Raw genomic sequence first — 7,098 nt, 5'->3', positions numbered from 1 at the left:
GGGAGGGGGCGGGCTCACCGGGAGCGAAGCAGTCACCTGCTCCAGTGATCCAGGGCCTTGGAGATCAGTTCCTTGGCAGCATCCCCGTAAGAGGCCGCCTCGCTGATGGCCTCGAACGCCTTGTCGTGCAGGGCGAGTTCGGACGGATCGGTGATGTCCACACCGCGGGAAACGAGTTCGTAGTCGGCACGGCGTCCCTCGTCCGTCTCGAAGATGCTGAACGCCGGCTCGGGGACCCCTGCCACCTCGGCAGTACTGGACAGGATCCCGAGGTTGAGCGAAGGGAGATCGAAGTCGCGAAGGAGCCGTTCCATCTGCTCACGCATGACCGACGGCCCGCCGATGTTCGTGTACAGCCCCTGCTCGCCGAGGACGACGTCGTACCGGTGCTCTCCGTCGTAGAGCACCTGTTGCCGCTCCATCCGCTTGGCCACTCCGGCTGGCACATCATCGGGAACACCGAGAAACTCGACGACCTTCCGAAGAATCACGGTCGCGTACGCCTCGGTCTGCAGCGTGCCCCAGATCATCGTAGGGACGAACGCCTTGCCGTACCGGCTCTGCTGGTACCAGCGGATCACCTCGTCCTGGATGTCCTCCGTACCGGTGGCCAGCCGCTGCTGCCAGGGGGTCATGTGGGTCACGTTCTCTCCCTCTCTCGTCAATGGGGGGCAGATCACACCTGACGCAACGGCTCGCGCATCATCGCGGCGAAGACGGGCGAGTCCGCGAAGGGCTGCTGTTCGCCGACCTTCTCGTATCCCCAGCGTTCGTACAGGGCCTGCACCTTGCCGTCACCGGCCTTCGGGTTGACCAGCAGGGTGACCCGCTCCTCCTCCCTGCCCGCCAGCAGTTCTTCATGGATGCGTCGGGCAAGTCCGGTCCCACGCCACGCCCGGCGGACCACGATCTCGTTCAGCGCGAGCGTGCGCTTTCCCGTCTCCACCGTGTATCCGTCGGGCAGAGTCGTGGTCATGGCGGTCCACCACCGCGTGCTGGGGCCCAGCGGAGAGCAGTACGCGAAGCCGGCGGGCTCGCTTCCGTCGTACGCGACGACCGCCTCCCAACCGGGCTGCGAGCGGTGCGCCGCCAGCCGCTCACCAAACCGTTCGGCAGAGTAGAACGGCCCGGTGAGGCCGAGGTCGCGCTGGCGGACCTCGACGTGGATGTCCACGATGGTCTGCCGCACTGGCTCGATACTGCTGTGGTGGTGCAGCTCAACGTTCACAGAAGCTCCATTTCAAACCATTCGCGAGTGGCGGATGCCTTCGGAGCGACGGCGTGGAGCCGGTGCCCGAAGGAATTCAACAGGCGGGCTGTCCGTCCGTGCCGCGCCTCGGCGGGAATCCTGTTCGCCGTGGCGACGGCGAGTTCCGGCTCGTGCTGACCGATCTGGGCATGGGCGAGGTAGGCATGGGTGAGGGCCCGGTTGCGCAGTAGGTCAGGCCGCAGTTGCGCGAGGGTGTGGTGGGCGTGAGCCTCGGCCTCCTCCCACAGACCGAGGGTGACGGACGTGGTGAGGGCCAGCAGGTGGAACTCGGCCGAGTCGTAGAACCGCAGCCAGGCCGGACGCGGCGCGTCGGTGTCCGACCGTCCCAAAGAGGCCTCGGCGATGCCGAGAGAACGCAGTGCCGCTTGACGGTTCTGCAGATCTGCGTGGTGTACGGCTGCGCGCGCGTGGGCGAGGGAAGCGTAGAGCGGGTTGCGGTTGGCGCGAGTACGCTGAGCGGCTTCGTCAGCCGCCAGAGCACGTGTGTACTGGCCCAGATGCCGGTAGAGCGCTCCGGCATGTCCCCAGACGCGGAACTGCATCGAGGGATCTCCGGACAGGCCGGCGAGAGCGATGGCTTCGCTCAGATGGTGTCCGGCCTGGTCGAGCCGCCCGCCGTCGATGGCCGCCCACAGGGCAGAGCCGGTGAAGGCCCCGGCGAGGCCGTACAACTGGCCGCGTACGCGCTGGGAGGCAGGTCGCGTGTTCTGGAGGTGCAGGACACGTCGGGACCAGACAAGTGCCGCTTCTTCGACCTCGCGCGTGCCGCCTGCCTTGTTGTCGTTCGCGACGATCAGCGTGAACCGGGCGGCGAGCCGATTGACGTCGGACTGACCCAGCCGACCAGGCGCGCTGGAGGAGGCTGTGAGGGGGCCGAGGGTGGCGGCGGAGGCGGTGAGGAAGTCGCGGCGGAGCACGGGGTCCTCCTTGCGGTGCTGAGTGCTTACGGGCGTCGGCCGAGCGGCTGAGGACGGGGCGTGGGGAGCGAAACCCAGCTCGGTGGCCGTGCATCCGAATACTGCCTCCAGCGCCAGCCTTTGTCTGGCCTGCGGCCAACGGGTTCTGCCGGTTTTGAAGTTGTGGATCGTGCGAGTCGATACGGTGCCTCGCCTGCCGCTCATCCGTTCGATCGCTGTATTGATCGATTCGGCTAACTCCTCCTGCGTGAAGCCGAGTTCACGCATGTGGGTCATGAATTGCTCGTTCGCCTCCGACACGCTCATCACCGTAAGGCCGGGTCGGTCCATGCGGTCCGGCGCGGGTAAAGGACGGGTCAGTTTTTCCGGTCGCACGCACAGAAAGAGGGGCGGTCTTTCCTGTCCCGCGACGCTGCTTGGGTCGTTCACTGAGAGTCACAGCAGGAACACGCTCGATCCGGAGGAGTGTCCATGTCCCACAACGAGCCGACCCAGCTCACTCGCGTCCGCCCGTGGGGGATCGGCCGTCTGGCCCCCTATCCGACGACGGTGAGGCTGCCGTACGTCACGGTCGCCGTCGACCCTGCCACGCAGACGGGCGTCTTCTACGACGACCGGGGCAACGTGGTGGAGATGGGCAAGCACGGCACCAGCTCCGCCACGGCGACGTCCACGGCCACCAACCTCGACTCCCAGCCCGACCAGGGGCACGACCAGGACAGCCAGCAGGACTGATCGTCGTGACGGAGGAGAAGCCCGTGATGGTGGTCACGGAGGACGGCGACGTCACCGCCGACATGGTGATCACTCAACTCAACCGGCGCGGTGTGTCCGTGGTCCGTTTCAACCCCGCCGACATCGGCGCGACCCTCACGGTCACGGCTCGCTTCGGCTCCTGCCCGGCGCCCGTGTCGGGGCAGGTCCGCACACCATCGAGAAGCGCCGACCTGGAAGACGTACGAGCGGTCTACTGGCGCCGCCCCGTCTGGCCGGCGTTCGAGTACTTACCGGACCCCGACGCGCGCTTTGCCGCAGCTCAGGTCCGGTACGGGCTCGGCGGAGTGCTGTACGCCCTGCGCGACTGTCTGTGGGTCAATCACCCGCTCATGAACGCGGCCGCGGACTACAAGCCGGCTCAGTTGGCGCTCGCCCAACGGTTGGGATTCATCGTCCCGCCGACGCTTGTGACAAATGACCCCGACGAGGCACGGCTGTTCATCAGCGAGCACGGCAATGTGATCCACAAGGCACTGAGGTGGACGCCGTATCAACGAGACGGCGTCGGCCTGACGGCGTGGACGGAGCCGGTCCGGGACGGCGAACTGGACGACACCGTCCGTGTCACGCCGCACCTGTTCCAGGCCCGCGTGGACAAAGCCGCTGATCTGCGTGTCCTGATCGTCGGACAGGACGTCTTCGCCGTACGCATCGACTCCGGCCTCCTGGACTGGCGTAAGGACTACGGCGCACTCACCTACGGCGTGGTAGACCTGCCGGACAGCCTGGTCAGGAACCTTCACTCCTACCTCGGCCACCTGGGCTTGGTTTCGGGTTCCTTCGACCTCGCCGTGGACCACGACGGCGACGTGCACTGGTTGGAGCTGAACCCCAACGGCCAGTGGGGATGGCTGGAGGAGAGAACCGGACTGGAGATGGCCGCCTCGTTCGCCGACTTGCTCACCCAAGGAGAAGTGGATGCCCGTGCCCGATAGTGCTCCGCATCGGCGTGCCCTCGCCGACCGGCTGGAGACGGCCGGAGTCCTCACCAGTCCCCAGTGGCGTTCGGCGGTCGAGGCCGTAGCGCGTGAACTGTTCCTGCATCCAGGGGTGTTCGTTCCGGCCGAGCAAGGACGCTGGCGCCCGGTCACCATGCTGGGAACGGGCACGCAAGACTGGTTGGAGCTGGCTTACAGCGACCAGTCCCTGGCCACTCAGCTGGACGGCTTCCGCACGGCCGACCAGACCGCGGACCTTGTGACCGGCGTGCCCACCTCGTCGTCCACCACACCCCTGACCGTGGTCGGCATGATTGAGGACCTGGAACTCGACGACGCTCACACGGTTTTGGAGATCGGCACGGGGACCGGCTACTCGACGGCACTCATGTGTCACCGCCTGGGCGAAGACAGCGTCACGACGATCGAGGTGGACCCGCAGGTGGCCGCGCGCGCGGACGCCGCTCTGGAGGAGGCGGGATTCTCCACATGGACAGTGACCGGTGACGGTCTCCTGGGCCACCCCGCCAGGGCCCCCTACGACCGGGTCATCGCGACCTGCGCCGTACGCCGCATCCCCTACACATGGGTCCGCCAGACCAAGCCCGGAGGAGTCGTCCTCGCGACGGTCGGATCCTGGCCCTACGGCACCGGCCTGGCCAAGGTCACAGTCAACGAGGACGGCAGTGCCGAAGGCCGGATCATCGGCCGCTCCTCCTTCATGCAAGCCCGCTCCCAGGCGACGAAGCCGCTGGCCGGTGATCTGTCGGCCCGGACCGCATACGCCGACACCGAACGCCCGGCGAAGGTTCCGCCGACACTTCTGGACGAGTGGATGCCGGCCTTCCTCACCCAGCTCGCCGCACCGGGCGCACAGTTTGTGCGCGCCACCGGCAGCGACGGCGCCCGACTGCTCTACCTCTTCGACCCCGACCGCGAGTCCTTCGCCGCCTTCACTCAGGGCCCAGCCGGCTGGACGGTCCGCCAGGGAGGCCCGGTTGCCCTGTGGGACAAGATGGAACGGACGCTCACGGCCTGGCAGGACGCCGGGCAACCCGACATCAGCGCCGTACGGCTTCACATCACGAACCGGGCCCACACGTACTGGATCGGCGAGAAGCCCTTGCTGCGGTGGGAGCACCGGCTGGCTTGAGCCGGGGGGCGAGTCCAGCGACGACGGTCAGCGCGCTGAACCGTTGAAGTCCCGAATCCCGTGCGGCAGTTCGAGGAGGCTGTCGATGCGGAACGTCGGCAGTTCCTCGGCCTCCGGGCTCCTCCACTGGATGGTGGCCCAGGGACCGCGCCGCACGAGCGCGTGTGCATTCCTGCCTGCACGGTGGGGCGGATGTCGTTGTCGCACCGGTCTCCGACGTAGAGGATCGAGCCGACGTCGAACGGCACAGTGCCGGCGACCCGCTTGAAGAACTCGGGATCAGGCTTGCTGGCCCTCCAGTCGTCCGACGTACCGATCAGATCGACGTCACGGGAGAACAGCTCACGCAGGATCCGTCCGGCCCGAGCACCCCGTCAGCGGACCCGAGCGTGCAAAGTGTCGATCAAAGCTCGCCAAGCCTGACCGGAAACTGCGAAGGCAGCCCCGTCCCGCTGCTTCGAGTCGCGCACCAGCATGCCGGTATCGACTCGGGCGCACTCCACGCACTCCGTGCCGCTGCCGCCGCTGTAGGAGGACTTGAACCACTCGGGGCTCGGGGCCGCTATCACTGTCACTCCCTGCTCATGCGCTGGATCAGCTCCGCTGACGACTCGAGGTCGAGTGCCTGCGCGCTTAGGTACTCGAACGCCAACCTATACCGCTCCAGTTCCGGGGCTTTCTCCATGAACAGGCCACCGCCGAGCAGGTCGACGTACACCACGTCCAGCTCTGGGGCTGGGCCGCGCAGGACTACGAAACTCCCAACGGCAGCGGCGTGCGCGCCTGTGGAGAAGGGCAGCACCTGGATGGTTACGTGTGGCCGCCGTCCCATGGCCAGTAGGTGAGCTAGCTGGTCTCTCATGACTGCGCGACCGCCGACCTGACGTCTGACCGCGGCCTCGTCGATTACGCACCAGACGTGGGGCGGTTCCGTGCGGTCCAGGAGTTCCTGCCGCTTCATGCGGATGTCGACCATGTGCTGCACTTCTCGCTCAGGGCAGTGAACCTCTGATGCCCGATGAACGGCCTCCGCGTATGGGCGCGTCTGGAGGAGACCCGGAATGTACATGCATGCGTAGTGGTCCTCACGTACGACCTCGTCCTCAAGCGTGAGCATCAGATTCATCGACTCAGGGATGGGGTCGGCGAGGGAGCGCCACCAGCCCTGGATCTTCGCACCCTTGGCCAGTTCGACGAGCGCGAGACGCTCCTCGTCAGTCGCCTCGTACTCGCGACAAAGGGCGTCTACTGCAGGCCACTTGACCGTGCCCTCCTTGGTCTCGTAGCGACTGAGTGTCGCCTTGGAGATGCCCACCCGGGCACCGGCTTCTTCAAGGGTCAGGCCCTTGTGCTCGCGCAGTCGGCGCAGGTCTGCGCCCAACTGGCGCCTGCGGGTGGTGGGTCCAACTGCCATAGGTACAGCCCCTTCAGGTCGATCAGGTCAGATCGTCTGGGTTCACGGCCGCGGCGGCAAGGTAGCGCGCGCCGGGGCGCTCGTTCGGTGGTTACGCTCCTGTTCAGTCGAGATGAGAGTTCCATTTTGAGAGTTTCAATGCAACTCTCGGTGTGGAAGGAGATTCAGTACGTAACCATCGTGTCGCAGATAGGAGTTGAGCTGTGGACCATGCCGATGTCGTTTCTACGCCCCTCGCGTCCTGGGGCCGCCCGTTTCTCGCCGAGCCGGAGGAGGTCTCTGCATTGCGGCGTTTGGTGCGGGCGCATCTGAGCGCTTGGGGCCTTCCATGCCTCATCGACTCGGCGCAGCTCTGCGTGAGTGAGCTCGTCTCCAACGTGATCACCCACGTCGGGCGAGGGACCCCAGCTAACCTCGCCGTCTCCCGGCGCGGCACCCGTCTTCGTATCGAGGTGCGCGACCCCGACGCGCGCGCCCTTCCCACGCTCGTGGCGGCGAGCGATGAGGCGGAAGGCGGTCGGGGCATGGCGCTAGCCTCGCGCTTTCACGAGGTGGGGCGTCCGAGGCTTGATCAAATAAGCGGAGAGTGCTCCTGACCTGCAACGATGGGACTTGTCGAGGGTCCTGTT

Annotated in this window: 8 protein-coding genes and 2 pseudogenes; 4 read left to right on the top strand and 6 right to left on the bottom strand. The window is 66.6% G+C overall.

Features of this window, described 5'->3' with window-relative positions:
- Window positions 1–32: 32 nt before the first annotated feature.
- The 3 genes from P1P75_RS38030 to P1P75_RS38020 are packed head-to-tail and all read right to left on the bottom strand — an operon-like array spanning window position 33 to window position 2,493.
- Entirely contained in the window at window positions 33–635 is a 603-nt protein-coding gene (locus tag P1P75_RS38030; protein WP_319264027.1) for a DUF5753 domain-containing protein, read from the bottom strand.
- Window positions 636–676: 41 nt separating this feature from the next.
- Entirely contained in the window at window positions 677–1,228 is a 552-nt protein-coding gene (locus P1P75_RS38025) for a GNAT family N-acetyltransferase (RefSeq protein ID WP_319264024.1), read from the bottom strand.
- The gene (locus P1P75_RS38020) at window positions 1,225–2,493 is read right to left on the bottom strand and encodes a Tat pathway signal protein (protein WP_319264022.1); all 1,269 of its coding nucleotides are present in this window, start codon (window positions 2,491–2,493) and stop codon (window positions 1,225–1,227) included. The genes P1P75_RS38025 and P1P75_RS38020 overlap by 4 nt, the downstream gene beginning before the upstream one ends.
- A 165-nt stretch (window positions 2,494–2,658) precedes the next feature.
- Between P1P75_RS38020 and tgmA the strand changes: the two genes are divergently transcribed.
- Genes tgmA through tgmC form a run of 3 tightly spaced genes read left to right on the top strand, consistent with a single transcriptional unit; the run spans window position 2,659 to window position 5,055 of the window.
- Window positions 2,659–2,922, top strand: a complete 264-nt coding sequence (gene tgmA / locus P1P75_RS38015; RefSeq protein ID WP_319264020.1) for a putative ATP-grasp-modified RiPP — start codon at window positions 2,659–2,661, stop codon at window positions 2,920–2,922.
- 5 nt (window positions 2,923–2,927) lie between these two features.
- Window positions 2,928–3,899 (top strand): ATP-grasp ribosomal peptide maturase, encoded by a 972-nt coding sequence (tgmB, locus tag P1P75_RS38010; protein ID WP_319264018.1) that lies wholly within the window; start codon window positions 2,928–2,930, stop codon window positions 3,897–3,899.
- On the top strand, window positions 3,883–5,055 hold the full coding sequence (tgmC, locus tag P1P75_RS38005; RefSeq protein ID WP_319264016.1) for an ATP-grasp peptide maturase system methyltransferase: 1,173 nt from the start codon (window positions 3,883–3,885) through the stop codon (window positions 5,053–5,055). Before tgmB ends, tgmC begins: the two co-directional genes overlap by 17 nt.
- Window positions 5,056–5,082: 27 nt before the next feature.
- On the opposite strand, the pseudogene P1P75_RS38000 reads toward tgmC, so the two are convergent.
- The 3 genes and pseudogenes from P1P75_RS38000 to P1P75_RS37990 all read right to left on the bottom strand — a co-directional run.
- A pseudogene (locus P1P75_RS38000) lies at window positions 5,083–5,420 on the bottom strand (HAD family hydrolase); the annotation flags it as partial.
- 9 nt (window positions 5,421–5,429) lie between these two features.
- A complete protein-coding gene (locus tag P1P75_RS37995) occupies window positions 5,430–5,624 on the bottom strand; it encodes a DUF397 domain-containing protein (protein ID WP_319264026.1) in 195 nt (64 codons plus the stop codon).
- Between the two features lie 2 nt (window positions 5,625–5,626).
- Window positions 5,627–6,469: a helix-turn-helix transcriptional regulator gene (locus P1P75_RS37990; RefSeq protein WP_319264014.1), complete on the bottom strand. Its 843-nt coding sequence runs from the start codon at window positions 6,467–6,469 to the stop codon at window positions 5,627–5,629.
- 203 nt (window positions 6,470–6,672) lie between these two features.
- Here P1P75_RS37990 and P1P75_RS37985 point away from each other — a divergent pair.
- A pseudogene (locus tag P1P75_RS37985) lies at window positions 6,673–7,002 on the top strand (ATP-binding protein); the annotation flags it as partial.
- Between the last annotated feature and the right edge of the window lie 96 nt (window positions 7,003–7,098).

It is taken from the genome of Streptomyces sp. ID05-39B (genome assembly GCF_033794725.1).
GTDB lineage: Bacteria > Actinomycetota > Actinomycetes > Streptomycetales > Streptomycetaceae > Streptomyces > Streptomyces bobili.
The sequence above is the reverse complement of the archived record's forward strand: the minus strand, read 5'-3'. Positions and strand labels throughout refer to the sequence as shown.